This window comes from Pseudomonas mandelii, assembly GCF_002251635.1.
Lineage (GTDB): Bacteria > Pseudomonadota > Gammaproteobacteria > Pseudomonadales > Pseudomonadaceae > Aquipseudomonas > Aquipseudomonas mandelii_B.
Map to the genome: position 1 here is coordinate 16,033 of NZ_NMOJ01000014.1, position 26,197 is coordinate 42,229.

Annotated in this window: 17 protein-coding genes and 1 pseudogene; 14 read left to right on the forward strand and 4 right to left on the reverse strand. The window is 61.3% G+C overall.

Annotated elements, in window-relative coordinates; translation table 11 throughout:
• Nucleotides 1-56: 56 nt before the first annotated feature.
• The 13 genes and pseudogenes from B7L09_RS02510 to B7L09_RS02570 all read left to right on the forward strand — a co-directional run bounded on the left by B7L09_RS02510 (nucleotide 57) and on the right by B7L09_RS02570 (nucleotide 17,481).
• A pseudogene (locus B7L09_RS02510) lies at nucleotides 57-1,069 on the forward strand (aldo/keto reductase).
• A 598-nt stretch (nucleotides 1,070-1,667) separates the two neighbouring features.
• Nucleotides 1,668-3,254: a glycogen synthase GlgA gene (gene glgA / locus B7L09_RS02515; protein WP_094467581.1), complete on the forward strand. Its 1,587-nt coding sequence runs from the start codon at nucleotides 1,668-1,670 to the stop codon at nucleotides 3,252-3,254.
• A gap of 16 nt (nucleotides 3,255-3,270) precedes the next feature.
• Nucleotides 3,271-5,067 (forward strand): malto-oligosyltrehalose trehalohydrolase, encoded by a 1,797-nt coding sequence (treZ, locus tag B7L09_RS02520; RefSeq protein WP_094467582.1) that lies wholly within the window; start codon nucleotides 3,271-3,273, stop codon nucleotides 5,065-5,067.
• The gene (malQ, locus tag B7L09_RS02525) at nucleotides 5,064-7,142 is read left to right on the forward strand and encodes a 4-alpha-glucanotransferase (RefSeq protein ID WP_094467583.1); all 2,079 of its coding nucleotides are present in this window, start codon (nucleotides 5,064-5,066) and stop codon (nucleotides 7,140-7,142) included. The genes treZ and malQ overlap by 4 nt, the downstream gene beginning before the upstream one ends.
• Complete coding sequence (locus B7L09_RS02530; RefSeq protein ID WP_094467584.1) at nucleotides 7,139-9,916, forward strand: malto-oligosyltrehalose synthase; 2,778 nt, start codon at nucleotides 7,139-7,141, stop codon at nucleotides 9,914-9,916. The genes malQ and B7L09_RS02530 overlap by 4 nt, the downstream gene beginning before the upstream one ends.
• A gap of 21 nt (nucleotides 9,917-9,937) precedes the next feature.
• On the forward strand, nucleotides 9,938-10,255 hold the full coding sequence (locus B7L09_RS02535) for a DUF2934 domain-containing protein (protein WP_094467585.1): 318 nt from the start codon (nucleotides 9,938-9,940) through the stop codon (nucleotides 10,253-10,255).
• A gap of 193 nt (nucleotides 10,256-10,448) precedes the next feature.
• Nucleotides 10,449-12,608, forward strand: a complete 2,160-nt coding sequence (glgX, locus tag B7L09_RS02540) for a glycogen debranching protein GlgX (protein WP_094467586.1) — start codon at nucleotides 10,449-10,451, stop codon at nucleotides 12,606-12,608.
• Nucleotide 12,609: 1 nt separating this feature from the next.
• Nucleotides 12,610-13,599, forward strand: a complete 990-nt coding sequence (locus B7L09_RS02545; protein WP_094467587.1) for an acyl-CoA dehydrogenase family protein — start codon at nucleotides 12,610-12,612, stop codon at nucleotides 13,597-13,599.
• Nucleotides 13,596-14,354 (forward strand): PIG-L deacetylase family protein, encoded by a 759-nt coding sequence (locus B7L09_RS02550; RefSeq protein ID WP_094467588.1) that lies wholly within the window; start codon nucleotides 13,596-13,598, stop codon nucleotides 14,352-14,354. Before B7L09_RS02545 ends, B7L09_RS02550 begins: the two co-directional genes overlap by 4 nt.
• Nucleotides 14,351-14,950: an SAM-dependent methyltransferase gene (locus B7L09_RS02555; RefSeq protein WP_094467589.1), complete on the forward strand. Its 600-nt coding sequence runs from the start codon at nucleotides 14,351-14,353 to the stop codon at nucleotides 14,948-14,950. The genes B7L09_RS02550 and B7L09_RS02555 overlap by 4 nt, the downstream gene beginning before the upstream one ends.
• Nucleotides 14,947-15,606, forward strand: a complete 660-nt coding sequence (locus B7L09_RS02560; protein ID WP_094467590.1) for a glycosyltransferase family 2 protein — start codon at nucleotides 14,947-14,949, stop codon at nucleotides 15,604-15,606. Before B7L09_RS02555 ends, B7L09_RS02560 begins: the two co-directional genes overlap by 4 nt.
• Before the next feature lie 123 nt (nucleotides 15,607-15,729).
• Nucleotides 15,730-16,488 carry a PIG-L deacetylase family protein gene (locus tag B7L09_RS02565; protein WP_094467591.1) on the forward strand — a complete coding sequence of 253 codons (759 nt, stop codon included), beginning with the start codon at nucleotides 15,730-15,732 and terminating at the stop codon, nucleotides 16,486-16,488.
• A 228-nt stretch (nucleotides 16,489-16,716) separates the two neighbouring features.
• A complete protein-coding gene (locus B7L09_RS02570; RefSeq protein WP_374039756.1) occupies nucleotides 16,717-17,481 on the forward strand; it encodes an endonuclease/exonuclease/phosphatase family protein in 765 nt (254 codons plus the stop codon).
• Here B7L09_RS02570 and B7L09_RS02575 read toward each other — a convergent pair.
• Together B7L09_RS02575 and B7L09_RS02580 are read right to left on the reverse strand one after the other, a co-directional pair.
• Nucleotides 17,448-18,044, reverse strand: a complete 597-nt coding sequence (locus tag B7L09_RS02575; RefSeq protein ID WP_255141645.1) for a hypothetical protein — start codon at nucleotides 18,042-18,044, stop codon at nucleotides 17,448-17,450. The genes B7L09_RS02570 and B7L09_RS02575 overlap by 34 nt on opposite strands.
• A 13-nt stretch (nucleotides 18,045-18,057) precedes the next feature.
• Nucleotides 18,058-18,828, reverse strand: coding sequence for a DUF2092 domain-containing protein (locus tag B7L09_RS02580; protein WP_010459933.1), 771 nt, complete (start codon nucleotides 18,826-18,828; stop codon nucleotides 18,058-18,060).
• Between the two features lie 529 nt (nucleotides 18,829-19,357).
• Between B7L09_RS02580 and B7L09_RS02585 the strand changes: the two genes are divergently transcribed.
• Nucleotides 19,358-20,431: an autotransporter domain-containing protein gene (locus tag B7L09_RS02585; RefSeq protein WP_094467593.1), complete on the forward strand. Its 1,074-nt coding sequence runs from the start codon at nucleotides 19,358-19,360 to the stop codon at nucleotides 20,429-20,431.
• Nucleotides 20,432-20,592: 161 nt separating this feature from the next.
• On the opposite strand, the gene glgB is transcribed toward B7L09_RS02585, so the two are convergent.
• Both glgB and treS read right to left on the reverse strand, forming a co-directional pair.
• Nucleotides 20,593-22,824, reverse strand: a complete 2,232-nt coding sequence (gene glgB / locus B7L09_RS02590) for a 1,4-alpha-glucan branching protein GlgB (RefSeq protein WP_094467594.1) — start codon at nucleotides 22,822-22,824, stop codon at nucleotides 20,593-20,595.
• A gap of 2 nt (nucleotides 22,825-22,826) precedes the next feature.
• Nucleotides 22,827-26,162 (reverse strand): maltose alpha-D-glucosyltransferase, encoded by a 3,336-nt coding sequence (treS, locus tag B7L09_RS02595; protein WP_094467595.1) that lies wholly within the window; start codon nucleotides 26,160-26,162, stop codon nucleotides 22,827-22,829.
• Nucleotides 26,163-26,197 lie beyond the last annotated feature (35 nt).

Genomic DNA, 26,197 nt, shown 5'->3' on the forward strand with positions numbered 1-26,197 from the left:
CGCGCAGGCGTTCTGGTATTTGATTGAAGCTTTCCCACCGGTAAAAGGATTTCGTCATGAGCTATCGCACGCTGGGTCATTCGGGTTTACAGGTGTCGACCCTGACACTGGCACCATGATGTTCGGCGAACAGACCAACACCGAAGACTCGCTGCGCATCATCGACAAGGCCTGGGACCAGGGCATCAACTTTATCGACACCGCCGACGTTTACACCGGCGGCCGTTCCGAAGAGATCGTCGGCGAAGCGATTGCCGGCAACCGCCACGAATGGGTGCTGGCGACCAAAGTCGGTTTCGGCCCGGTGGACGGTGTGCCGAACCGCAGCGGGTTGAGCCGCAAGCATATCTTCAATGGCCTTGATGCCAGCCTGACCCGCCTCGACACCGACTACCTGGACATCTATTACCTGCACCGCGAAGACCACGACACGCCGCTGGAAGTGACGGTGTCGGCGATAGGCGACCTGATCCGCCAGGGCAAAATCCGGTATTGGGGGCTGTCCAACTACCGTGGCTGGCGGATTGCCGAGGTGATTCGGGTGGCGGACCAGTTGGGGGTCGACCGGCCGGTGATCAGTCAGCCGCTGTACAACATCGTCAACCGTCAGGCCGAGATCGAACAAATCACCGCCGCAGGCGCCTATGGCTTGGGCGTGGTGCCTTACAGCCCGCTGGCCCGTGGCGTGCTCAGTGGCAAGTACGCACNNGATGTGACGCCCGAAGCCGGCAGCCGCGCGGCGCGCCAGGACAAACGCATTCTGGAAACCGAATGGCGGGTTGAGTCACTGCGTATTGCCCAGCAGATTCAGCAATACACCCAGGAACGTGGCGTGGGCATTGTCGAGTTCGCGATTGCCTGGGTCTTGAACAACAGCGCGGTGACATCGGCGATAGTCGGGCCGCGCACCGAGGAACAGTGGGATGCGTATACCAAGGCGCAGACGGTGAAGATTACGGCTGAAGACGAGGCATTTATTGATTCGCTGGTGACACCGGGGCATTCGTCGACGCCGGGGTTCAATGATGTCAGTCATTTTGTTTCAGGACGTAAACCGCGTCTGGCTTGATATTTTTCGCGGGCAAGCCCGCTCCCACAGGGATCGCATAAATCCTGTGGNNTTTTCGCGGGCAAGCCCGCTCCCACAGGGATCGCATAAATCCTGTGGGAGCGGGCTTGCCCGCGATGGGGCCCTCAACCGCCAACAGATCGCACTGCAATGGTGCAATCCCCGGCAAAACCCGCCCATTTGCGTGACTCAACAGTCCCGTTTTGACCCATCCTGAAAAATAAACGTGCCCTTCGTCGGTGCGTTTCCCCCTACACGCGCTGTGCCTTTACCCTCTTCCAACCGATTGTCGAACAATTTCGCCACTTGACCTGCCCCGCTCTAGGATCTGGCCTAGACTCATTTTCGCGAGGTAAAACCGGTCAGTCATCTGGTGGTAAGAAACTCGAAACTTTTGGTCCTGGCCAGGGGTCAGGTTAAAGGTAGGGCCTCAGCGACTGGTGCATTCCTTGCAACGGCCCCTCCACCCTTTCTGCATTAGCGCATGGGGCAGCACTTGCTCACCGATGCGAAGCGCGTTTGCGCCCGGCCACAGGATTTGGCCACGATCACCGTTGGTGCCAGACCTAGAATTAGATCAACAACACGGGAGATTCATATGATTAGTGCGGCTTTAGATATTCAGGGAGAGCGTGCTCATCAGCAGGTCGGCGAATCGAACGCCGTGAATGCTCCGAGCACCCAATCGATCAGCGTACCAGGCACCAAAACGCTGTCACCGGCTGCCAGTCAGAATCCGAACAGAAAGAAAGTGTTGTTCGTTACCTCCGAGATTGCCGATCTGGTCAAGACCGGCGGTTTGGGCGACGTTTCCGCAGCGCTGCCCCGGGCTATGTCTCACCTTCACGATGTGCGGGTGCTGATCCCGGGCTATCCGCAGGTGATGGAAAGCGACAACCCGATCCATATCATCGGCGAGCTGGGCGGTCACGCTGCATTGCCACCCTGCAAGATCGGACGCATGGACATGCCGGACGGTCTGGTCATTTACGTGTTGATCTGCCCCGAACTCTACGAGCGCGAAGGTTCTCCCTACGGCGCCAACAACGGCCGCGACTGGCCGGACAACCACATTCGCTTCGCCCGCCTGGGCCTGGCCGCCGCCGACATCGCCGCCAACCTTGCACAAATTCACTGGTGCCCGGATCTGGTGCATGCCCATGACTGGCCAGCCGGGCTGGCACCTGCCTACATGCACTGGCGTGGACAGCGCACCCCGACGCTCTTCACCATTCATAACCTGGCCTATCAGGGCGTCACCAGCCTGGGTTCGTGCCCTGAACTTGGTATCCCGCCGCATGCCCTGCAACAGGAAGGCATGGAGTTCTACGGCAAAATGTCATTCCTCAAGGCGGGCATGGCGTACTCCAGCCATATCACCACCGTGAGCGCGACCTACGCCCAGGAAATCACCACCCCGGAATTCGGCTGTGGCCTTGATGGTTTCCTGGCCAGCAAGACCCAGCAAGGCCTGCTGAGCGGTATTCCCAATGGCATCGATGAAAGCTGGGACGCCGCCACCGACCCGCACCTGTTCTGCCCGTTCGGCATTGGCGACTGGGACGGCAAAGCGGTCAACGCTGCTCATGTCCGTGATCTGTTCGGCCTGGAAGACTCCGAAGGCCCGCTGTTCGCCGTGGTCTCGCGCCTGGTCTATCAGAAAGGCCTGGACCTGACCGAAGCGGTCTCCGAATACATCGTCAACAACGGTGGCCAGATCGCGATCATCGGTCGTGGCGAGCCCGAAGAAGAACAAGCCATGCGCGAACTCGCCCTGCGCTTCCCCGGGCAAATCGGCGTGCGCATCGGCTTCAATGAAACCGACGCCCGTCGCATGTTCGCCGGCAGTGATTTCCTGTTGATGCCATCGCGTTATGAGCCTTGCGGCTTGAGCCAGATGTACGCCCAGCGCTTCGGCTCGCTGCCGGTGGCACGCAATACCGGCGGTCTGGCCGACACCATTGAAAACGGCGTGACCGGGTTCCTGTTCGACGAATCCACGGTCGAAAGCTATCAAGAGGCCCTGAGCCGCGCGTTCAAGGTGTTCGCCTTCCCCGGCCTGCTCAACGCCATGCGGTGCCGTGCCATGGCCGCGCCCTTCAACTGGTGCAAGGCGGTTGAACCCTACGCCGAACTCTACGAACAACTGGTCGCCAAAGCCCTGGGTAAATCGGGCAAACAGTAAAAAGAGGTTTTCAACGATGCCGTTACGGACCCTTGAAACCTGGCCCCACGGCGCAATCATGTTGGACGCGCAACACACGCGTTTTGCCTTGTGGGCGCCAGATGCGTTTTACGTCAGTGTCGAACTGGAAGATGGACAATCCTTGCCGCTACTGCCTCAGGCTGATGGCTGGTTCGTGATCAAGACCCGTTGCATGGCGGGTACGCGCTACCGCTACAACATCGATGGCGAGCTGGAGGTGCCGGACCCGGCCTCCCGCGCGCAGGCCGGCGATATCGGCGAGCACAGCGTGGTGGTCGATCCACTCGCCTATCAATGGCAAAACAGTGCCTGGACCGGCCGCCCCTGGAACGAGGCCGTGATCTACGAATTACACGTCGGTGCGCTCGGCGGTTTCAGTGAGGTCGAGCAGCACCTGGCGCGCCTCGTTGACTTGGGCATCACCGCGATCGAACTGATGCCCTTGGCGCAATTTCCCGGCGAGCGCAATTGGGGCTACGACGGGGTTCTGCCCTACGCGCCCCAATCTTCCTATGGCTCCCCCGAACAGCTCAAGGCGCTGATCGACAGCGCACACGAGCATGGCCTGGCCGTGATCCTCGATGTGGTCTACAACCACTTCGGCCCCGATGGCAATTACCTGGGCCAATACGCCAAAGGCTTCTTCCGNGAAGACAAGCACACGCCCTGGGGCGCGGNCATTGATTTNCGGCGGCGCGAGGTGCGNGACTTCTTCCTCGACAACGCGTTGATGTGGCTGCTGGAATACCGCTTCGATGGCCTGCGCCTGGATGCGGTACACGCCATCGAGAGCCCGGACTTTCTTCAGGAACTGGCGCAACGGGTTCGGCAACAGACCGATCCGGCGCGGCATGTCTGGCTGACGGTCGAGAACGAACACAACCAGGCGAGCCTGTTGGAAGAGGGTTTCGACGCGCAGTGGAACGATGACGGCCACAACGCCCTGCACGTATTGCTGACCGGCGAAACCGACGCCTACTACAGCGACTTCGCNGAAAACCCCACGGAACAACTGGCGCGCTGCCTGAGCCAGGGCTTCGTGTTTCAGGGCCACGTGACCCGCCACGGCACAACCCGGGGCGAGCCCAGCGGTCACTTGCCGCCCAGCGCGTTTGTGCTGTTTTTGCAGAATCATGACCAGATCGGCAACCGTGCCTTCGGCGAGCGCCTGCATCAGCTGGCGCACCTCGACGCCTTGAAAGCGGCGACAGCCCTGCTGCTGTTGTCACCGATGATTCCGCTGATGTTCATGGGCGATGAGTTCGCGGCCGAGGAGCCGTTCCTGTTCTTTACCAGCCACCACGGTGAACTGGCGGAGCTGGTCCGCGAAGGTCGACGGAATGAATTTGCAGCGTTTAGCGCCTTTGCTGATCCGCATAAACGCGAGCAGATCCCCGATCCCAATGCGCAGCAGACCTTTGAGGCGTCGCGGCCGACACTGACCGCCACCCGGCAATCGGCCATGCAGGCGTTGTATCACCAGCTGCTGGGGATTCGTCATGACCACATTATTCCGCACCTGCCGGGGGCTCAGCCCCTGGGGGCCGAGGTGCTGGCCGAAGGTGCCGTGACGGCGCGCTGGCTATTGGGGAATGGCCGACAGCTGCGCATTGACCTGAACCTCAGCGACAAGCCAGTGGTCCACTCCCCACAGGCCGACGCCAGGTTGTTGTTCGAAACGCCGCCTCAGTCAGCCGGCCTGTTGGAACAGGGCACCCTTGCCCCGTATTGCGCGCTAGTCAGCCTCACGGCCGCAGCCCCCTTGCTACCCCCGGATGGAGAGCGCCAATGAGTGATGCGCAACTGGAAATACTGGCCAGCCGTGCCGGTTTGGCCGTCGACTGGATCGACGCCAACGGCCGCCCACAGAAAGTCGCCCCCTCGGTATTGCGCAACGTCCTGACCGGACTCGGCCACCCCGCCGGCTCCGCACAGGAAATCGACGCCAGCCTCCTGCAATTGCAGCAGGTGCAACAGACCCGGCACCTGCCGCCGCTGATCACTGCCGATGTCGGCGTCAGCCTCGACCTGGCGCACTTCTTCGAGCCGCAAACACCGTGCGAGATCCACCTTGAAGATGGCTCACGACTCAACCTGAAACTGGATGCCGAGGCGAAGCTGCCGGGCCTGGTTCCGGTCGGGTATCAGCACGTCAGCATCGACGGACAATCCTTTACCCTGGCCGTGGCACCGACACGTTGCTACAGCGTCGGCGATGCCGTTGACAGTCCGATTCCGCGTACCTGGGGCCTGAGCGTGCAGTTGTATTCGCTGCGTCGACCTGGCGATTGCGGATTCGGCGATACCCAGGCGCTGGAAGACCTCGCCCGAGTGGCCGGCGAACGCGGCGCCGAGGCGTTGGCAATCAGTCCGTTGCATGCGATGTTCGGCAGCGACACNACGCGCTACAGCCCGTATTCACCGTCCAGCCGTTTGTTCCTCAACAGCCTCTATGCCGCGCCAGGTGCCATTCTCGGTGAACGCGCGTGGCGGGCCGCGATTGATGCCACCGGGCTGGCCGCCGAACTGCAACATCTGGAAGAGCAGCCGCTGATTGACTGGCCCGTCGCCGCCGAAGCCAAGCATCGTTTGCTGCAAGCCTTGTACGAAGGTTTCGTCCAGGGCGAACACCCGTTGCATGCCGACTTCAGCAGCTTCCGCCATGCCGCCGGCGAAGCCCTGGAAAACCACTGCCGCTTCGAAGCCATTCAAGAAGCCCGCGCCGCCAAGGGTGAAACCCTCGACTGGCGCGAGTGGCCGGAACAATGGCGCGACCCGCGCAGCGCCGCCCTCGCCGAATTTGCCGAAGAGAACGCCGGTCGCATTGGCTTCTTCGCCTTCAGCCAATGGTTGATCACCCGCTGCCTGGAGCGCGCGCAAGCCGCCGCCCGCAGCGCGGGGATGAGCATTGGGCTGATCGCTGATCTGGCGGTGGGTGCCGACGGCGGTGGCAGTCAGGCCTGGAGTCGCCAGGACGAATTGCTCGCTTCACTGACGGTCGGCGCACCGCCGGACATTCTTAACCGCACCGGTCAGGGCTGGGGTATTTCTGCGTTTTCCCCGGAAGGCCTCAAGCGCAACGGCTTTCGCGCCTTTATCGAAATGCTGCGGGCTAACTTCGCTCACGCCGGCGGCTTGCGCATTGACCACGTCATGGGCCTGCAACGGCTGTGGGTGATCCCCAATGGCTCGCCGCCCGCCGACGGCGCCTACCTGTATTACCCGGTGGACGACCTGCTGCGCTTGCTCAGCCTTGAATCCCATCGCCATCAGGCGATCGTCCTGGGCGAAGACCTCGGGACGGTGGCCGATGGTCTGCGGGAAAAACTCATCGCCCGCTCGATCCTCGGCATGCGCGTGCTGCTGTTTGAACAGGACGACGGCCAATTCAAGCCCATCCTCGACTGGCCGGACAACGCCCTGGCAACCACCAGCACCCATGACCTGCCGACGCTCAATGGCTGGTGGCATGGCCGTGACATCGACTGGAACGCCCGACTGGGCCTGGTCGATGCCACGGGTGAAATCGAATGGCGCCACCACCGTGAACGCGAACGTGAGGGCCTGCGTCGCGTGCTGAGCGAGGACCCGCAGAACTTTCGCGAAGAGTCCCATGAGACGGACCAGATACTGGATGCGGCGGTACGCTTTCTCGGTCATACCCGCGCTCCGTTGGTGTTGCTGCCACTGGAAGATGCCTTGGGCATCGAACAGCAGGCCAACCTGCCCGGCACCATCGACACGCACCCCAACTGGTCGCGACGCCTGCCCGGCGGCAGCGAAGCGCTGCTCGACGACCCGGACGCTGCCCGGCGTCTGGAATTGCTCGCCTGTGCGCGACTTCAGGCTGGCGAGCGTGACCAATGACTCATCCGTTAATCCAACCGCTGCGGGCAACCCTGCGCCTGCAATTTCATAAAGGCTTTACCCTGGATCAAGCGGTGCCGCTGGTGCCGTACTTTGCCAGTCTGGGCATCAGCCATGTCTATGCCTCGCCACTGCTCGCCGCCCGTGCCGGGTCCATGCATGGCTACGATGTCGTGGACCCGACCACGGTCAACCCTGAGTTGGGTGGCGAAGCCGCCTTGCGCCGATTGGTTGCGGCCCTGCGCGAACACAAGATGGGGCTGATCCTCGATATCGTCTCCAACCATATGGCCGTCGGCGGCGCCGATAACCCGTGGTGGCTGGACCTGCTGGAATGGGGTCGCTTAAGCCCTTACGGCGAGTTTTTCGACATTCAATGGCACTCCTCCGACCCGCTGATGGAGGGCCAGTTGCTGTTGCCGTTCCTCGGCAGCGACTACGGCGTCGCCCTGCAGGACGGCACCCTGCCCTTGCGTTTCGATGCAGAGCGCGGCGCGTTTTATGTCGAGCACTACGAGCATCATTTCCCGATCTGCCCGTCGAGCTACGGTGAACTGCTGAGAACCGACGACGAACCACTCAAGTTTCTCGCCGACCGTTTCAGTGCCTTGAGCTACCAGACCGATGCTCACAGCCTCGCGCAACCGCTGAAGGCAGAACTGCGTGAACTGGCCAGTGACCCCGCGCTCCTGCGGTGCATCCAGCAGAACCTTGGCGCCTACGATTCGCAAACGCCCGAAGGTTTCCAACGGCTGCACAACCTGCTCGAACGCCAGAGTTATCGGCTGGCCAGTTGGCGCACGGCGGCGGATGACATCAATTGGCGGCGCTTTTTCGATGTCAACGAGCTCGGCGGCCTGCGGGTCGAACGTCCCGCCGTGTTCGAAGCGACCCACGCGAAAATCTTCGAGCTGGTGGCTGAAGGCCTGGTCGACGGTTTGCGCATCGACCACATCGATGGCCTCGCCGACCCGCGCGGCTACTGCCGCAAACTGCGGCGTCGGGTCGATACGCTGTCGCCCGACCGGCACCTGCCGATCTACGTCGAAAAGATTCTCGGTGAAGGCGAAACCCTGCACCGCGACTGGTCGGTGGATGGCACCACCGGTTACGAATTCATGAACCAGTTGTCGTTGCTGCAGCACGATCCACAAGGCGCGGAAAACCTGGGCCATCTGTGGAATCGCTATAGCGAACGGCCCGCCGACTTCCGTCAGGAAGCGCAACTGGCGCGTCAACAGATTCTCAACGGCTCATTGGCCGGTGACTTTGAAAGCGTGGCCCAGGCCCTGCTGCAAGTGGCTCGCGATGACGTGATGACCCGCGACCTGACCTTGGGCGCCATCCGCCGCGCCTTGCAGGCGCTGATTGTGCACTTCCCGGTGTACCGCACCTACATCAGCCCGCGTGGCCGTTCTGCCGAAGACGATGTGTTTTTCCAGCAGGCCATGGACGGTGCACGGCAAACCTTGGGCGAGGCCGATTGGCCAGTGCTCGATTGCCTGGCCGGCTGGCTCGGCGGTGAACCGTGGCGCAATCGCCCGGTGGGCCGTGAGCGCAAGATACTCAAACATGCCTGCGTGCGTTTCCAGCAACTGACCTCACCTGCCGCCGCCAAGGCCGTGGAAGACACCGCGTTCTATCGCTCGGCGGTGCTGCTGTCGCGCAACGACGTGGGCTTCAGCACCGAGCAATTCAGTGCGCCGGTCGACGATTTCCACGCCGTCANCAACAANCGCTTGCAGACGTTCCCGGACAACTTGCTGGCCACCGCCACCCACGACCACAAGCGCGGCGAAGACACTCGCGCGCGGTTGGCGGTCTTGAGTGAACGCAGTGCCTGGTACGCCGAGCAGGTTCCGCTCTGGCGAACACTCGCCCGGCCCCTGCATGACGACGATCAGATGCCCTCGGCCGGCGATGAGCTGATCCTCTATCAAGCCATTCTCGGCAGCTGGCCGCTGGACCTGCGCGTTGACGATCAGCCCGCGCTTGAGGACTACGCCACGCGTCTGTGGCAATGGCAACAGAAAGCCTTGCGTGAAGCCAAGCTGCAAAGCAGTTGGAGCGCGGCGAACGAGCCATATGAAAAAGCCATGCAGGTCTTTATCGAGCGCCTGCTGCTTAGCCCGGAGGGTGAGTTGTTGCGTACCGCCCTCGGCAAGGCAGTTCAAACGATGGCCGCTCCCGGCGCGATCAATGGTTTGGCGCAAACCTTGCTGCGAATGACTGTGCCGGGGATCCCGGACCTCTACCAGGGCAACGAGTACTGGGACTTCTCGCTGGTGGACCCGGACAACCGCCGGCCAGTGGATTACGCGAGCCGCCAACAGGCGATGCAGGTGTCGATGAATCTGCCCGACCTGTTGGCCAACTGGCGTAACGGGCACATCAAGCAAACCCTTATCAAGCAGGTGTTGAACCTGCGGGCGGAGCATGCGGAGCTGTTTCGGCGAGGGACGTATCAAGCCCTTGAAGTCGTGGGCAGCCAGGCTCACCGAGTGCTGGCCTTTGCTCGCGAACATCAGGGAAAACGGGCCATCGTGATCGTACCGATACGTTGCGCCCCGCTGCTGGAAAACAGTGCCGAACCCCGGGTTGACGCGCTGCGCTGGGGCGATACACGGGTCAAATTACCGTTCACCGCCTCTGAGGAAAATCTGAAAGGACTTTTTTCAAGCACCGCAGTCACACACCACAGGGAGCTGAACATCAGCGCCGCGCTGGGGGATTTCCCGGTCAATCTCATTATTCAAACGTTTACCCAAGCTTGAGTTCAGTTCAGGAGTATTGCGATGAGTACCGACGATAAACGCGTTCGCGAATTTGCCTATCAAATCTGGGAATCGGAAGGCAAACCCGAAGGCCAGGAAGCCCGGCACTGGGAGATGGCGCGCAAGCTCGCTGAAGCCGAAGCCCTCGCCCCCAAAAAATCGCCCAAGGCTGCTGGCAGTAAAACGGCTGCCAAACCTGCGGCGGCTAAAGCCGCTAATGGCAAGGTCCCCGAGCCGAAAGCCAAGGCCAAGCCTGCTGCGGCCTCGAAGGTGATTCCGCCAGGCGAAAAAGCTGCCGAGAAGAAGCCTAAAGCAGCGCGCAAACCGCCTGCTGTCTGACGCTTCACTATCGCGTCCTGATTGACCTCGTGGCCAGCCCCCTGGCCACCGTGTGCTCACTCGCCCACGAAAAACCTGTAGGAGCGAGGCTTGCCCGCGAAGGCGGCATGTCAGTCGATTCAACTGTGACTGAAACACCGCCTTCGCGGTCAGCCTCGCTCCTACAAAGAATCCCCTTTTTGCAGGAGCATCTATGTCCAGTCCAAAGAAAGCCGCGCCAGAACCTCACGTCGAGGCCTCGCGAATCCGTGAAGGCTTGCCCTTCCCGCTGGGTGCGACCTGGGATGGTCTGGGGGTCAACTTTGCCTTGTTTTCCGCCAACGCCACCAAGGTCGAACTGTGCATCTTCGACGATGCCGGCGAGGTCGAACTCGAACGCATCGAGCTGCCGGAATACACCGACGAGATCTNCCATGGTTACTTGCCCGACGCCCACCCCGGGCTGATTTACGGCTACCGCGTGTACGGTGCGTACGACCCGGCCAATGGTCACCGCTTCAACCACAACAAATTGCTGATCGACCCCTATGCCAAACAGCTGGTGGGCGAACTCAAATGGTCCGAGGCCCTGTTCGGCTACACCATCGGCCACCCGGATGACGACCTCAGTTTCGACGAACGCGACAGCGCGCCCTTCGTGCCCAAGTGCAAGGTCATCGACCCGGCGCACACCTGGGGCAATGACCAGCCGGTGCGCGTGCCGTGGGACCGCACGATCATCTATGAAACACACTTGCGCGGCATCAGCATGCGCCACCCTTCGGTAGGCGAGGNCGTGCGTGGCACCTTCGCCGGGTTGATGGTCGATGACGTGCTGGAACACATTCGCAAGCTCGGGGTGTCGTCGGTGGAGTTGCTGCCGATCCACGCCTTCGTCAATGACCAGCACCTGCTGCAAAAAGGCATGACCAACTATTGGGGCTACAACAGCATCGCCTTCTTCGCACCGGACCCGCGCTACCTGGCCAGCGGCAAAATCGCCGAGTTCAAGGAAATGGTCGCGCACCTGCACGAAGCCAAGCTGGAAGTGATCCTCGACGTGGTCTACAACCACACCGCCGAGGGCAACGAACGTGGTCCGACCCTGTCGATGCGCGGCATCGACAACGCTTCGTATTACCGCTTGATGCCCGATGACAAGCGCTACTACATCAACGATTCCGGCACCGGCAACACCCTGGACTTAAGCCACCCGTGCGTATTGCAGATGGTCACCGACTCCCTGCGTTACTGGGCCACCGAGATGCACGTCGACGGTTTCCGCTTTGACCTGGCGACGATTCTCGGCCGCTATCGGGACGGCTTCGACGAGCGCCACAGCTTCCTCGTGGCCTGCCGCCAGGACCCGGTGCTGCGCCAGCTGAAAATGATCGCCGAGCCATGGGACTGCGGCCCCGGTGGCTATCAAGTGGGTAACTTCCCGCCGGGCTGGGTGGAATGGAACGACCGCTTCCGCGACACCGTGCGCGCCTTCTGGAAAGGCGATGACGGCCAGTTGGCGGACTTCGCCGGGCGCATGACCGCCTCCGGGGAAATGTTCAACCATCGCGGGCGCCGGCCTTACAGCTCGGTGAACTTCATCACCGCCCACGACGGTTTCACCCTGCACGACCTGGTGTCGTACAACGACAAACACAACGAAGCCAACGACGAAGACAACCAGGACGGCAGCAACAACAACCTGTCCTGGAACCATGGCGTCGAAGGCCCCACCGACGACCCCGAGATCAATGAATTGCGTCAGCGGCAGATGCGTAATTTCTTCGCCACNCTGCTGCTGTCCCAAGGCACGCCGATGCTGGTGGCCGGGGACGAATTCGCACGCACCCAGCACGGCAACAACAATGCCTATTGCCAGGACAGCGAGATCGGTTGGGTCAACTGGGACCTGGACGACGACGGCAAGGCGCTGCTCAAGTTTGTCAAACGCCTGATCAAGTTGCGTCTGGCCTATCCGATCCTGCGTCGCGGACGCTTCCTGGTGGGCAATTACAACGAGGACATCGGCGTCAAGGACGTGACCTGGCTCGCCCCGGATGGCAGCGAAATGTCCACCGAGCAGTGGGAAGAAGCCCACGGCCGCTGCCTCGGCATGTTGATGGACGGCCGCGCCCAGGAAACCGGTATCCGTCGCAAGGGCGGTGACGCGACCTTGTTGCTGGTGGTCAACGCGCACCACGACATCGTCAACTTCACCTTGCCGGAAGTGCCGGACGGCTATCACTGGACGTGCATGGTCGACACCAATCAACCGTCAATTCGCGGGCAGGAACGCTTCGAGTTCGGTCACGAGTATTCCGTCACCGGCCGTTCGCTGCTGCTGTTCGAATTGCAGCATGAGGAAGAAGAGTGAAATGGACCTTCAAGCCTTTCTCGATCGCCAGCCACCGGACTACGCCGATACTCAGGCGTTAGGCCGGTGCCTGCGGGCGCTGGTGGAGGCTGGACTCGATCAACTTCCGCTGCCGGGCGGCGGCCAGACGCTGGAGCGCTTCCAGCGGTTGGCCGCAGTCGGTGGGCATGACCTGGGGTTGTGCAAATTGTACGAAGGCCATACCGATGCGCTGGCGATCATCCAGCAACTCGGTGGCTCGCCAACGCCGGGCAGCACGTGGGGCATGTGGGCCGCTGAACCGCCACAGGCGCGGGTGCGCGTCCGTCCGCAGGGTCAGATGGTGGTGCTGAACGGACGCAAGGCCTGGTGCTCGGGTGCGGCGGTGTTGAGTCATGCGTTGCTCACGGCCTGGGATCATCAGGACTGCCAGCAACTGGTTGCGGTGGCGCTGGATCAACCCGGCGTGACCCTTACCGATGAGGGCTGGCAAGCCGTCGGCATGGGCGCCACTGGCAGTGTCGAAGTGCTGTTCGAAGGCGCCGAAGGACAAGCCATCGGCTACCGCGGCGATTACCTGGATCGGCCCGGTTTCTGGCAGGGCGGCATCGGCATTGCCGCTTGCTGGTACGGCGCGGCACAGAGCATCGCCGAACGCCTGCGCACTCACTGCGCCCTCCGTGAAGAACCCCATGCCCTCGCCCACCTCGGCGCCGTCGACAGCGCGCTGCATGCCGCTGCCGAGGTGTTGCGGGTCAGCGCGCTGATGATCGACGCCGCGCCGCTGGACGACGCCGAACTGCTGGCCCGGCGCACCCGGGCGGTGGTGGAACACACCGCTGAACAGGTCATGCTGCATGTCGGCCACGCCTTGGGGGCCGTTCCCTATTGTAGGGATCGGCAGTTCGCCCGATTGATCGCCGACCTGCCGGTGTTCCTGCGCCAAAGCCACGCCGAACGGGACCTCGCCGCCCTCGGCCAAACCGTCATTACCGGAACATGGACGTTATGAAAACCAACCCTATCGTCGGCCAGGGCACGCCGCTTCATCGGTGGCAGACCTCCAGCCACCTGGCGCAGTTACCGGTGATCGACATCCTGAGCCTGGTGCCGGAAGGTGCCCGCGCAGTGATCATCGCGCCGCACCCGGATGACGAAGTGCTGGGCTGCGGCGGTTTCCTGCAATTGCTCGCCGCCGCCGGTCGGCCCTTGCAACTGATCTCGGTCACCGATGGCAGCGCCAGCCATCCTGGCTCCGAGCGCTGGCCGGTGGAACGCCTGAGCGCGGTCCGGCCTCAGGAATCGGTCGAAGCTTTGCGGCGTCTTGGCGTGCCGCTGCACAGTCTGAAATGGCTGCGCGGCGGATTCAAGGACAGCCTGGTGGCTGATCGAGAAAGCGAATTGAGCGAATTCATCGAACGTCACTTGCACCCCAACGATGTGGTATTCACCACATGGCGCGAGGACGGCCACTGCGACCACGAAGCCGTGGGCCGGGCCAGCGCCACAGCGGCAAAGCGCGCCGGTGCAACCGTCTATGAATTGCCCGTATGGACCTGGCACTGGGCAGCACCTGAAGACAGTTTCGTGCCGTGGCACCGGGCGCGGAAAATCCTCCTCGCCCCGCACCTGGTCGCGCGCAAACGCCACGCGATCCACGCCTTTGCCAGCCAGTTGGAGGGTGACCCGCAAGCCGGCTTGCCGCCCGTGCTGGCGCCCTATGTGCTGGAGAGACTGTTGCAACCGTTCGAAGTGGTGTTTGTATGAGCGTCGACGATCGCTATTTCGATGGGTTGTTTGCCGGGAACGATGATCCCTGGTCGTTCCGTCAGCGCTGGTATGAACAACGCAAACGCGCAATCACCCTCGCCGCACTGCCCCGCCCACACTACCGCGCGATCTTCGAACCCGGCTGCGCCAATGGCGAGCTGAGCTTTGACTTGGCCAGCCGCTGCAATCGTCTGCTGTGTTGCGACACCGCTGCCGCCGCCGTAACGCTCGCCCGCACCCGACTCGGCCCGTTCGACCACGCCGAAGTCCACCACAGTCGCTTGCCTGGCGATTGGCCGGAGGAAAAATTCGACCTGATCGTGCTCAGCGAGATCGGCTACTACCTCGACGCCGATGACCTGAAACGCTTGATCGCACAGGCTGCACAATCGCTGACCGCCGACGGCCAACTGCTGGCTTGCCACTGGCGGCCACCCATCGACGGCTGTCCGTTGAATGCCCGCCAGGTCCATGACTTGCTCCACGAACATTTGCATTTACCGCGCCTGGTCCTGCATCAGGAAGCGGATTTTCTACTGGAACTCTGGAGTCGTGAACCACGCTCCGTGGCGGCTCTGGAGGGTTTGCGATGATTGGCATTCTGATCCCCGCGCATAACGAAGAAGACTTGCTCGAAGACTGCCTTGAAGCGGCCCTGCTCGCCGCGCAACACGAACGGCTGGGCGGTGAAGCCGTCGAGGTGCTGGTGGTGCTCGACAGTTGTACCGACCGGTCCTCGGAGATCGTCGGTGCTTATCCGGTGCATAGTCTGGCGATCGAGGCGCGTAATGTCGGTCAGGCTCGCGCCGCAGGCGCACGGTTTCTGCTGGAGCGCGGGGCGCGCTGGATTTCCTGTTCCGATGCCGACAGCCGTGTGGCGCAGGATTGGCTGGTGGCGCAACTGGCCCTCGACGTCGATGCGGTGTGCGGCACGGTCACGGTGGAGGCGTGGCACGAGTCGTTCGATGAGTCGGCTCAGATTCGCTATCACCAGCACTATCAGGCCCGCGAAGGTCATCGGCACATCCATGGGGCCAATCTGGGCATCAGCGCTGACGCCTATCAGCGCGCCGGCGGTTTCGAACCACTGGCCTGTAACGAAGATGTGCAATTGGTGCGGCAACTCGAACGCTGTGGCGCAAACATTGCCTGGAGCCATCGCCCGCAAGTGCTGACCAGTGCTCGACTGGACAGCCGCGCACGCGGTGGTTTCGGCGATTATTTACGAGGCCTGGCACAGGCTGGTTAAAAAAACCGGATCAGATGACAGCACCACGCGACGAATAGCGTGACTTGAGCAATACTCTGCTCGCGGCAATCCAGGGTATGGAGCGCTGCACATTGCTCTCAAACAGAACAAGGACGTAGCCCGATGAAACCCGTTTCCCTCATCGAAAGCAGCTTGCCGGGACAGGTCTGGAACAGCGCCCTGCAATTGGACAACATCCCCGTCATCAACACCGAGACCCTGGTCCCCACTGGCGCACGTGCCGTGGTGATCGCACCGCATCCTGGCGATGAAGTGGTCATGTGTGGAGGCTTGCTCCAGCTCCTTTCCTCCTTGGGTCATCCCCTGCAATTGATCTCGATCACCGATGGCAGCGCCAGCCATCCGGGCTCGCAACAATGGTCAGAGAAGCGCCTGAGTGTGTTTCGCGGCCAGGAAAGCGTCGAAGCCTTGCGCCGGCTCGGTTTGCCGATGCACAGCCTGAAGTGGATTCGCGGCGGCTTTACCGACAACGCCCTGGCCAAGCGTGAAACGCAACTGACTCAATTCATCGCCCGTTATTTGCGCCCCGGCGACGTGGTGTTCAGCACCTGGCGCGAGGACGGCACCTCGGATCATGACGCCGTCGGCCGCGCCAGCGCCAATGCGGCGAGCATGATCGGTGCGACGCTCAACGAGCTGCCGGTCTGGGCCTGGCACTGGCCGACCCGTGATCAAGGACTGTTCCCCTGGCATCGTGCGCGCAAAATACGCCTCGACACCTGGACCGTCGCACGCAAAAGCCACGCCACCCACGCCTACGCCAGCCAGCTCGACGGCGAACCGGCCATCGGCATCGCGCCACTGCTGCCCCGGGTGATTCTGGAGCGCATGCGTTTGTCCTATGAAGTTGTCTTTGTCTGACCCTAAATGCTCTGTAGCAGCTGTCGAGCCTGCGAGGCTGCGTTCGGCTGCGCAGCAGTCATAAACCCGGTCTGCACGGNNACAGGGCAGCGGCTACATTTTCGTGTGAAGACTGCTGGCGACCAATCACTCTGAACTGCCCGCCGCTGCATCAGTCGCATGCATAAGCAGCCCAGATTCAGAGGAGTAAACGTGACCAGCGATTCCGAGCAGCGAGCCGTTGAATCAATGCCCTTGGACTCGCCCCCGGCGATTCATCGATTGAGGGTGCTGACGGTCAACACCCACAAAGGGTTTACCGCCCTCAACCGGCGTTTCATCCTCCCGGAGCTGCGTGAAGCGGTGCGCAGTACATCGGCCGATCTTGTATTCCTCCAGGAAGTGGTCGGCGAGCACGATCGGCATTCTTCCCGATACAACGACTGGCCGCGAACCTCGCAATACGAGTTCCTGGCCGATAGCATGTGGAGCGATTTCGCCTACGGTCGCAACGCCGTCTATCCCAATGGCCATCACGGCAACGCGCTGCTGTCGAAATACCCGATTCGCGAACACCGCAACCTCGACGTCTCGATCACCGGCCCCGAGCGACGTGGGTTGCTGCACTGCGTACTGGACGTGCCAGGGCACGCTGAAGTCCATGCGATCTGCGTGCACTTGAGTTTGCTGGAAAGCCATCGCCAGTTGCAGCTCCAACTGCTCTGCCTACTGCTTGAATCCCTGCCCGACGATGCGCCGGTGATCATTGCCGGCGACTTCAACGACTGGCAGTTGCAAGGCAACGCCGCCTTGGCCCGGCGCGATTACCTGCACGAAGCCTTCGAACGCCACAATGGCCGGCCGGCGAAGACCTACCCGGCGCGTTTTCCTCTGCTGCGCCTGGACCGGATCTACCTGCGCAACGCCAGCAGCCACAACCCGCGAATTCTCGGCAATAAACCCTGGACGCACCTGTCGGATCACTTGCCGTTGGCGGTTGAAGTGCATCTGTAGCGAATGAGTGAGAAGGCTCTAAATCGCGAGCTTTTTGACGATGTTTCGAACAAACAAGAACTTAGATGCCAGGTCGAACCGCACTGCATGTACACCGTGTTGTATTGCATGACCTGCACGCAACTGGTGGGCATTTGTGCCGGCGTCAGGATCGAGCCAACCACCGCTGCTGTCACCGCGACCGTCGCGGTCACCGCCGCCGCCGTGGCGATCGGATGATAGTGATCGTCGTAGCCATAGCGGCCATGCCCATCGACATCAATGTCGACGTCGCGATTGTTGTTGATGTTGACGTTACGAGTGCTGTTGTTGATGTTGGTACGGTTGCCGACAGTGTTCCCGGCATTGACCCGGTTGCCTGAGTTCACCCGATTGCCCGCATTGACGTTGCTCGCGCGCGGCGGGGTATTGATCCGCTGCGCCCGCTGGGCATTGGGGGCTGGCGCACGGTTGACTGACGCCCTTGCCTGCCCCTGACCCCGTGGCCGGGCATCCGCTTCGGCGATCAGGCCGACAGTCAGCACTGCGGCAGTGGCTAGCGATACAAACAGGCTCCACGACATCGACCGGTTCATGTCATTCCCCTCCCTGATCAGCGGCTTTCTTCAGCGCAATCGCCACATCACCCTTGGCCGGTTTGAAGGTGAACATCGACTCCTGGAGGCCAGGCTTCAGGTTCCAGTGATACACCGCGCTGTATTCCGGAAAGCTTTGCTCATCGGTGGTGGTAATCACCAGTTTGCACGGCAGTGGCTTCTCGGACCGTGTGATCCACAATTGCCAGTCGACGCCCTCCTGCCGAAAGGCCAAGTGATCACAGAGTTGGCCCTTGATCGTCGACGGTCCCACGTACAGGGCTTCCTTGAGTGCATCGATCTGGGCCTGATCGCTGCCAAACAGAAACAGGTCTTCCATGGGGATCTGGATCCCGTAATGGTTTTCGATCATGTGCAGGGTTTCGGACACCTTGGGCGGAGCATCCACCGTGGTGTAGTACTTGAGGTACGGTGAGTACTGGGTCAGTTTCTTGCCGTTATAGAAGAACTCTCGCGTTCGGACATCGCCTTCTGTCCGGGCATACATACGGTCATGCCCCAGCACTTTCAGGGTAGTGGAAGCCTCGGACTTGATCTTCTGCCCGGTCTCCAGGACGGTATCCAGGGTCACTTCGGCATCTACCTGAAACTTCGACAGGCTGCGCAGGTAGTTGCCCATATCAATCAGCTTATCGACCACCTGCGGATTGATGATCGGGGTGGCGTCCGCCGCCGGTGCCTCTTCGGCGCGAGCCCCTGGGGCAAGGAGCAGGGTAAACATCAGGCAGAAAACACTGGGTTGGGTTTTCATCGATTTTGCTCCTGTCCCTGCGCCGGGCTGCCGCCCGAAACCTTGTGGCTGAATGTTCAGCCTAGTTGCGGCCAGTCCTGTTCGCCAGATAGACAAACCGGTGTGAGGACAGCGATTCCCTTGCGTTCATTTCAGCGCAGCATTACTGACAGAATCGAGACATGGACATCGTCGGGCAAGCAGTTGCCGTTGGCGGTTGAAGTGCATCTGTAGCGAATGAGTGAGAAGGCTCTAAATCGCGAGCTTTTTGACGATGTTTCGAACAAACAAGAACTTAGATGTACGCCGAAAATCAGTCACTTGTGAGACCTAAAATTCTCATACCACTTATCGGCCATTTTCTTGACGCCCTGTCAAGGGTCTTCTTAGCTTCACGTTACTACCCCCGGAAATTCCACCAGGGGCAAACCTCCAGACACCCGCGAAATCGGGCGGCCAGCGGCTTGCCTCAATCCATTCGGTCGCCCCTCATTCGGGGTAGGAGAGACGCCAGAGCGAGATACGGCATGCGATTGCAAGGTAGACCCCCATGAAAACTTCATTCACCCAACAAGAGATCAAAATCACCTTTTGCACTGTCTCGAGTTCTCTGCTGCTGTGTTCGTCCATGGAGGTGCAAGCCGGGCCCGCAGAGGATGAAACCGCCCCCTGGTATCGCCAGGATGTTCCGGCAATGACCTTGCCCACGATAAACATCACCGCCCCCTACCCCGGCCATTTCAGCGCCGCCTCCGATACACGAAGTTCTCGCCTGACCATCGAAGATGCCGCGCCTTCGGCCTGGGACCAGCTGTACGGGCAGGCATCGCGACAAGCACAGACCGATGTCATGACCCAGGGTTTTTCCAGCCCTGGCAGCACCGAATTCAAAGGCCCGGCGATCCTGACCCTGCAGAGCGGTAGCGGCCATACCCAGCGGGTCGGCCTGATCGGCGGGATGACGCAGTTACAAGGCAACAGCAACGGCCTGTTGACCAGTCGCGCACTCGCCGACCCGGCAAACGACACCCTCAACCTGCAAGGCCAGAGCCTCGGCGCCTACTGGAGCCTGACCGGGCCACAAGGCTGGCACGTGGATTTGTCGGCCAGTGGCGGCCGGGTCAACGGCTACAGCCGTAACGACCAGGGCGCGCGGATGGCGACCGAAGGCAGCGCGGTAACGTTGTCGGTAGAAGGTGGTTTTCCGATTGGCGTGAGCGAGAACTGGGTGGTCGAACCGCAAGCGCAGTTGATCAATCAGCGCATTACGCTGGATACGCCTTATGCCGGCTCAGGCAATGCGTCGTCCAGTGACCTGACGTCCTGGAGCGGCCGGGTCGGTGCACGGTTGAAAGGGAGTTACGACATCAACGGGCTGGGTGTCGAACCCTATGTGCGGACCAACTTGTGGCACACCGTGTACACCGGCAATACCGTGAACCTCGATCAGGTCGAGAAGATCAGCAGCAGTCGCAATTCATCGACGGTCGAAGTGGGGTTGGGGCTGGTGGCGAGAGTGACGCCTGCGGTGAGTCTTTACGTCAGCGCCGATTACAGCAGTGATGTGGATGACAATGATTTGAACGGGTTGATCGGGAGTCTTGGGGTGCGGATGCGGTGGTGAGGGTTAATTTCAAGAAATGTATTGTTTGAGCTGACGCCATCGCGAGCAAGCTCGCTCCCACANGCCATCGCGAGCAAGCTCGCTCCCACATTGGTTTTGTTTACGACACAGATCCAATGTGGGAGCGAGCTTGCTCGCGATGGGAGCAGCGCGGTTCTAGATCAACCCTCAGGACTGAGGATCAACACCGCCAGCGGTGGCAGATTCAACACCAGCGAAAGCGCCTGCCCATGGCTCGGCTCTTCCTCGGTAAAAGCTCCGCCGCTGTTGCCATAGTTGGACCCGGCATACATCGCCGCATCGCTGTTGATCACCTCGCNCCAGCGCCCGGCAAACGGCACACCCACGGAATAGGCCTCACGAGGCACCGGCGTGAAGTTCGCCACCACCAGCACCGGCCGCCCTTCCTTGCTCCAGCGCAGGAACGCATAAACGCTGTTGATCGCATCGTCGCCGATCAACCACTGGAAGCCCTGCGGCGCGTCGTCCTGGTCATGCATCGCCGGCTCTTCGCGGTAAAGGCGGTTAAGGTCGCCGACCAGCTTCTGCACGCCCCTGTGCTCGGGATACTGCAGCAGGTACCAGTCCAGTTGCTGATCGTGGTTCCACTCGCGCCACTGGCCGAATTCGCACCCCATGAACAGCAGTTTTTTGCCGGGGTGCATCCACATGAAGCTCAGGTAGGCCCGCAGGTTGGCGAACTTCTGCCAGCGGTCACCGGGCATCTTGTCGATCAACGAGTGTTTGCCGTGCACCACTTCATCGTGAGAGATCGGCAGGATAAAACGCTCGGACCAGGCATAGACCAGGCCGAAACTCAGTTCATTGTGATGATGAGCGCGATACACCGGGTCTTGCTGGATGTAATGCAGCGAGTCGTGCATCCAGCCCATGTTCCACTTGTAGTTGAAGCCCAGGCCACCTTGCTGGGTGCTCTGGCTGACACCCGGCCACGCCGTGGATTCTTCGGCAATCACCAACGCACCCGGTGCTTCCAGCGCGACCACATCGTTCAAATGGCGCAGGAAGTCGATGGCTTCGAGGTTCTCACGTCCGCCATAGCGATTGGGCACCCACTCGCCGGCCTTGCGCGAATAGTCGCGATAGAGCATCGACGCCACGGCATCGACCCGCAGGCCATCGACGTGGAAATGCTTGAGCCAGTGCAATGCCGAAGCGAGCATGTAGCCGTGCACTTCGGTGCGGCCCAGGTTGTAGATCAGCGTGTCCCAGTCCTGATGGAAGCCTTCTTGCGGATTGCCGTATTCGTACAGCGCGGTGCCATCGAATTGCGCCAGACCGTGGGTATCGGTCGGAAAATGCGCCGGCACCCAGTCGAGGATCACGCCGATGTCCGCCTGGTGGCAGGCGTTGACGAAGGCCGCGAAGTCTTCCGGCGAACCAAAGCGTGCACTCGGTGCGAACTGCGACAACGCCTGGTAGCCCCATGAGCCGCCGAACGGGTGTTCCATGATCGGCATCAGTTCAACATGGGTGAAGCCCAGCTCCTTCACGTAAGGAATCAGCCGCTCACCCAGTTCGTGCCAGGTGTACTGGCGCGCCACTTCACCCAGATCGTCCAGTTCGCATTGCCACGAGCCAGCGTGCAGTTCGTAGATCGACAGCGGCGCACTCGGCAGGTGACGGTCGGCACGGGATTGCATCCACGCCTGATCCTGCCAATCGATGCTCAAGGGTGCCGCGACTTTTGACGCGGTATCGGGCGGCAGCGAGGTGGCCAGGGCCATCGGGTCAGCCTTGAGCGGCAGAATGCCGTGGGCGCCGAGGATTTCGTATTTGTAGGTTTCCCCCGCCTGCAAACGCGGGATAAACACTTCCCAGACCCCGGTGGGATGGCGCAGACGCATCGGGTGCCGACGACCGTCCCAGTTGTTGAAGTCGCCGACCACCGACACCCGTTTGGCATTCGGCGCCCACACGGCGAAACGCACGCCGTCGACCCCGTCCACCGTCTTCAGTTGCGCGCCGAGGCAGGCACTGAGGTCGCGGTGATTGCCTTCGGCAAACAGGTACAAGTCCATCTCGCCGAGTAACGGGCCAAAGCTGTAGGGGTCTTCGGACACTTGCTCGCCACCGGCCCAGCGGGTGCGCAGCAGATACGGCTGCGCCCGATCGAAGTGCCCGACAAACAGGCCAGGCGTCTGGGTGGCCTCAAGGTTGCCGAGTTCTTCCCCGGAGTCCCTGGCCAGTACCTGCACGCTCAGCGCGTCTGGCAGATAAGCCCGAATGAATTGCCCGCCGGCGTCATCGCCGTGGGGGCCGAGAATTGCAAAAGGGTCGTGATGTTCGGCGCGTACCAGCGCGTCGATATCCCGCGATCTGGGCAGCAGCGCTTCTTTAGCGTGACCCTGTTCCTTGTTCGAGAAACTCATAACTACTCTCCACCAAGATCGGAAAAGGGTTTAAGCCCACTCAATAATCCATACAAACCGTGCAATGGCACCGGCAGCCACGTGGGGCGATTTTCAGCCTCATAGGCCACCTCATACGCCGCCTTCTCCAGCCCGAACAACGCCAACGCGGCGTCCTCGCCTTCCGGATCTTGCCACGCATGAGCAAGACTAGCTGCCGCCAGCCGATAAGCGTCGACAAATGCTTGTTTTGCTTCATTCAAATAGCGATCAGCGACCCGTTGCCGTGCCGCTCGGGCTTCGGCGGTGTTGTCGACGTTTTGCACGTTGATCGCCATCGCCGCGGCGTAATCGAAGGAGCGCAACACGCCGCTGACATCTTTGTACGGGCTGTGCTTGCCGCGTCGCTCGCTGAGCGGCCGTGCCGGCTCGCCTTCGAAGTCGATCAAGTAAGCGTCGCCCTTGATCACCAGCACCTGACCCAGGTGCAAGTCGCCATGGACGCGAATGCGCAAACCACCGACGGCTTTTTTGCCCAGGTCCTGGACATGACTGAGGATGGCTTTTTTGTTGTCCAGTAAACGAGTGACCAGCGCTTTGTCCGCCGGGTTCAGTTCGCCTTGATGCTGTTTGAGCAACTTCAGCGAGTGCTCCAATTGCGCCGCGACGTCCTTGGCCGAAGCCAGGGCCTCTTTTTGCGTGGTGACCTGTGGGGCGAAGTCCGGGTCATCGGTCGGGGCCGCCAGCACTCGGTGCATTTCACCCAGCCGTTGACCGAGCATGCCGGCGAAGTCTTTCAGTTCACCGAGGGCGTTGTAGTGCTGCTCCTGCTCGGACATGGCGTCCGCCAGTTCATCGCGAATCGCGCGTTCGAGGTTGTTCTGGGTCCAGCCCCAGGCATCGCCCTGGTTGCTCAGATAGCCTTGGGCGATCATCAGCAGATTGTCCTCGCCCTTGGCGTCGCGGCGAACCACCGACCCCAGCAGCGGCGAGATGTTGCTGAACCCGGCATTGGTCAGGTAAGCGCTCATTTCCAGCTCCGGGTGCACACCCGAGGCGACCTTGCGGATCAGCTTCAGCACCAGGCTGCTGCCGATCACCACCGAACTGTTGGACTGCTCGGCGGACAGGTAGCGCACTTCGGATTCGGCCGTCAGGCCCAACCTGGCCAGCTCGGCGGTCGGCTCGAAACGAATCTCGCCGCCGTCCGAAGGCAACACGGTGTTTTCCTGCATGCCATGCAACACCGCGCGGATAAAGTTTTCCAGGCTGAACGCATCGGTGATCAACCCCACTTGAGGGCCACGTCGTACACGAGACAGTGCCAGTTGCTGCGGCAACGCCGGCCCGACTTGATCATCGGCAATGAACCCGAACGGCAACTGGTAACGGCTGGTCTGGCCACCGCTGGTGACTTCGATTTCACTCAGCAGCACCGGGTGCAGCGCATCACCGAAGCGCACGCCATAGGCCAGGTTGACCTTCTCGATGGCCGCGTCCTTGCCGGCGAACCAGCGGCGGTTTTGCAGCCAGTTCGGCAGGATGCCCTGCTCCAGCGTGCCGCGGGACGGCGCTTCGAGCAACTCTTCCATGCGTTGTTTCAACACCAGGGTGGTGAAGTCCGGGATGCTCTGGGCCGGCTCTACATGCCAGCTCGGCATTTGATTCTCCGCAGCGAGTCCGAACCAATAAAAGCCGTAAGGCGCGAGCGTCAGGAGGAAATTCAGCTGGCCAATGGGCGGAAACGCGTTACCGCCCAGCATCTCCACCGGCACCATGCCCGCAAAGGCTGACAAATCCAGCTCCGCCGCCTGGGCACTGCGTGACACGTTGGCCACGCACAGGATGAGCTCATTACGCCCGTCTGCCCCGGTGTATTCGCGGGTATACGCCAGAATGCGGCGGTTGCTCGGCGAGAGCATTTTCAGCCTGCCCCGGCCAAAGGCCTTGGACTGTTTGCGCACCGCCAACATGCGGCGCGTCCAGTTCAGCAGCGAATGCGGGTCCTGGGCCTGGGTTTCGACGTTAACCGACAGGTAGCCGTACTGCGGGTCCATGATCGGTGGCAGCACCAGGCTGGCCGGATCGGCGCGGGAGAAACCGCCGTTACGGTCGATGGACCATTGCATCGGCGTGCGCACGCCGTCGCGGTCGCCCAGGTAAATGTTATCGCCCATGCCGATTTCATCGCCGTAATACAACGTCGGCGTGCCGGGCATGGACAGCAGCAGGCTGTTGAGCAGTTCAATGCGGCGGCGATCGCGCTCCATCAGCGGCGCCAGGCGCCGGCGAATGCCGAGGTTGATGCGCGCGCGGCGATCAGCGGCGTAGTAGTTCCACAGGTAGTCGCGCTCTTTGTCGGTGACCATTTCCAGGGTCAGTTCATCGTGGTTGCGCAGGAAGATCGCCCACTGGCAATTGGCGGGAATCTCCGGGGTCTGGCGCAGAATATCGGTGATGGGGAAGCGATCTTCCTGGGCCAGCGCCATGTACATGCGCGGCATCAGCGGGAAGTGAAAAGCCATATGGCACTCGTCGCCGTCATCGCCTTTTTTGTCACCAAAATACAACTGCGTGTCTTCCGGCCATTGGTTGGCTTCGGCGAGCAGCATGCGGTCGGGGTAGTGAGCGTCGATCTCGGCGCGGATCTGCTTGAGGACGTCGTGGGTTTCCGGCAGGTTTTCGTTGTTGGTGCCATCGCGTTCGATCAGGTACGGAATGGCGTCCAGACGCAGGCCGTCGATGCCCATGTCCAGCCAGTAACGCATCACCGACAGCACGGCTTTCATGACTTGCGGGTTGTCGAAGTTGAGGTCCGGCTGATGAGAATAGAAACGGTGCCAGAAGTACTGGCCGGCCACGGGGTCCCAGGTCCAGTTGGACTTTTCGGTGTCGAGGAAAATGATGCGCGTGCCATCGTATTTCTGATCGTCATCCGACCACACATAGAAGTCCCGCGCGGCCGAACCCGGCTTGGCCTTGCGCGCCCGCTGGAACCAGGGATGCTGGTCGGAGGTGTGGTTGATCACCAGTTCGGTGATAACCCGCAGCCCACGTTTGTGCGCCTCGCTGATAAAGCGTTTGGCGTCGGCCATGGTGCCGTAGTCGCTATGCACGCCACGGTACTCGGCAATGTCGTAGCCATCATCGCGGCGTGGCGAGGGGTAAAACGGCAAGAGCCAAATGGTGTTCACGCCGAGGTCGGCGATGTAATCGAGTTTGGCAATCAGGCCGGGAAAGTCGCCGATACCGTCGTTATTGGAGTCGAAATAGGATTTGACGTGAACCTGATAGATCACCGCGTCCTTGTACCAGAGCGGGTCTTTGATAAAGGTGGCAGCCTTGGGTTTCTTCGCCATTTGAAACTCCTGTTGAATTCAGTGCAGCCCTGAGC

Excerpts from the sequence above, each read along its gene's own strand:
- glgA (WP_094467581.1), top strand. The coding sequence starts at position 1,668 with ATGATTAGTGCGGCTTTAGATATTCAGGGAGAGCGTGCTCATCAGCAG.
- B7L09_RS02535 (WP_094467585.1), top strand. The coding sequence starts at position 9,938 with ATGAGTACCGACGATAAACGCGTTCGCGAATTTGCCTATCAAATCTGG.
- B7L09_RS02545 (WP_094467587.1), top strand. The coding sequence starts at position 12,610 with ATGGACCTTCAAGCCTTTCTCGATCGCCAGCCACCGGACTACGCCGAT.
- B7L09_RS02550 (WP_094467588.1), top strand. The coding sequence starts at position 13,596 with ATGAAAACCAACCCTATCGTCGGCCAGGGCACGCCGCTTCATCGGTGG.
- B7L09_RS02555 (WP_094467589.1), top strand. The coding sequence starts at position 14,351 with ATGAGCGTCGACGATCGCTATTTCGATGGGTTGTTTGCCGGGAACGAT.
- B7L09_RS02560 (WP_094467590.1), top strand. The coding sequence starts at position 14,947 with ATGATTGGCATTCTGATCCCCGCGCATAACGAAGAAGACTTGCTCGAA.
- B7L09_RS02565 (WP_094467591.1), top strand. The coding sequence starts at position 15,730 with ATGAAACCCGTTTCCCTCATCGAAAGCAGCTTGCCGGGACAGGTCTGG.
- B7L09_RS02570 (WP_374039756.1), top strand. The coding sequence starts at position 16,717 with ATGCCCTTGGACTCGCCCCCGGCGATTCATCGATTGAGGGTGCTGACG.
- B7L09_RS02575 (WP_255141645.1), bottom strand. The coding sequence starts at position 18,044 with ATGTCGTGGAGCCTGTTTGTATCGCTAGCCACTGCCGCAGTGCTGACT.
- B7L09_RS02580 (WP_010459933.1), bottom strand. The coding sequence starts at position 18,828 with ATGAAAACCCAACCCAGTGTTTTCTGCCTGATGTTTACCCTGCTCCTT.
- B7L09_RS02585 (WP_094467593.1), top strand. The coding sequence starts at position 19,358 with ATGAAAACTTCATTCACCCAACAAGAGATCAAAATCACCTTTTGCACT.
- treS (WP_094467595.1), bottom strand. The coding sequence starts at position 26,162 with ATGGCGAAGAAACCCAAGGCTGCCACCTTTATCAAAGACCCGCTCTGG.